Below are 1,842 nucleotides of genomic sequence, written 5' to 3'. Positions count from 1 at the left end.
CGGCGGCGCGTGGTCGCCGTGCGCCGGGATCCCGCCCGGCCCCGCGTGCCCGCCGTGTCCCGCGCGTTCACCCGGCTCTGGGTGTCGGTGCGAGGCGGTGTGTCCGTCCGGCGCGGAGTGGCCGTCCGGTCCGGCCTGCCCGGTGTACGCCGAGTGCCCGGGCGGCGGGGCGTGGTGGCCGGGCTCCGCTCGGCTGCCGTGGGCCGGGTGCCCGCTCATGGCCTCACCTCCAGGACGACCGCCTCCGTATAGGCCACGCAGCCGTGCCAGCCGGCCTTCGCCATCAGCCAGTACGACCCCGGGGGCACCGCCGAGCCGTCCACCTCGACGAGGCATTCCGCGCTCTCCCCGGCGGCCAGGGCGAAGCCCTGGAGGCCCGGTCCGACGCCCGCCCAGGTCCCCCAGGGCGACAGCGCCCACAGCGTTCCGCTCACCGGGCCCCGGGTGGTGTTCCGCACGCTCACCGGCACCCGCACCCGTCCACCACGGCGGACCTCGACCCGGTCGACGCCCAGTTCCATCACGAGACCCGGCCCGGTCCGCCCGTCGGGCTCGCCCTGCGCCGCCTCACCGGGCACGTCCAGGGCGACCACGTCCTCGAAGGTCTGCCCGCCGTACGTCAGCCGTGCGGCGAGCGAGTGACGGCCGGGCACCGGGTCCGGGGGAGGCGTCACGGTGACCTCGGTGAGCGAGAAGCCGCCGGGGCCGAGCGCGTACGGCAGTTGCGTGGGCTCGGCGCTCCAGCCGGGCGGCACCCGCAGGGCCACCGTGCCGGACACGGGCGTGTCGGTCAGCTCGGAGGAGACACGGACCGTCGCGGTGACCGGTCCGTCCACGCTCAGCGCGGTCGGCGAGAGATAGACGGCCACGGGCATGTTCCCCCGGGGCGCGGGACCGGAGTTGTGCAGCCAGTACCGGGTGTGCACGGGCTGGGCGGGTTCGTGCGCGGCGACGCCGAGGATTTCGGCAGGGCAGCCGTTCGACGGCGGAGCGTCGCCGGCGGTGGGCCCCTGCGACCACGAGGCGTCGGCGGGGGGCCCGCCGGACCACGAGGCCTGAGCGGCGGTGACCGGCGAGGCCAGCACGGTGGCCACCTCGAACCCCGTCAGGTCCAGCTCCAACGCCCCGTCCGCACAGGGGGCCAGAGCCTCACCGGGCCGTTCCAGGACATCCGCCCGACTGCCCTCCGCCCAGGCCGAGGGGCCCGTCACCCGCGCCCGCACCGGCCGCCCGTCCACCTCGTGCGCCCGTACGACGACCCCGCGCGCCGGGTCCACCGGCGTCGTCCCGCCCCGGGCCAGCGGGGACCCGGCCGGCTTCAGCGCGTCCAGCAGCACCCGGCCCTCGGGCTCCAGCGCCAGCAGGGCCACGGTCCTCGGCAGGCCGGCCGGTGCCCCGGCGGGCTCCCGCAGCCGTGTGGTGAGCGGATGGTCGGGTTCCCGCAGGCGCCCCGTGAGCGGATGGTTGAAGGCGTGTCCATGGCGCGGCCAGTCCAGGTCGCGCCAGTCGCCCTCGCCCGCGACGACGGCGTACTCGAAGGTGTGGGACCAGCGTTGGAGCTGGAAGCCGGAGCCGTCGGGGGCGGTGCGGCGGGGTGGGTCGACCCAGATGCCGGAGGGCCAGCCGGTGCAGGAGCGCATCAACGACATGTAGAGGTCGCCGGAGGTGGTGACCACGCAGCCGGGGGTGCCCCGGTTGAGGATCGCGAAGCCCCGCCCGTCCCAGGTGTCGCCCGGCGGCAGCGCCTCACCACCCCCGGCCGCGGTGGCCCGTACGGTCGCGCCGTCCAGTTCGGAGACGAGCGCGTCGACGGCCTTCGCGTCGTCCTCGGGGCGGGCGCCC

General features: G+C 76.8%; 1 protein-coding gene and 1 pseudogene. Both read right to left on the bottom strand.

Annotated features, from left to right (window positions below):
* Positions 1-219, bottom strand: a pseudogene (locus AWZ10_RS53135) (hypothetical protein); the annotation flags it as partial.
* Positions 216-1,842 (bottom strand): NEW3 domain-containing protein (locus AWZ10_RS35240; RefSeq protein WP_244172655.1); only part of this gene is annotated, 1,627 nt, incomplete at its 5' end. The pseudogene AWZ10_RS53135 and the gene AWZ10_RS35240, both read right to left, overlap by 4 nt.

This window comes from Streptomyces europaeiscabiei (genome assembly GCF_001550375.1).
Classification (GTDB): domain Bacteria; phylum Actinomycetota; class Actinomycetes; order Streptomycetales; family Streptomycetaceae; genus Streptomyces; species Streptomyces europaeiscabiei.
This window is presented reverse-complemented; position numbering and strand designations above follow the sequence as displayed.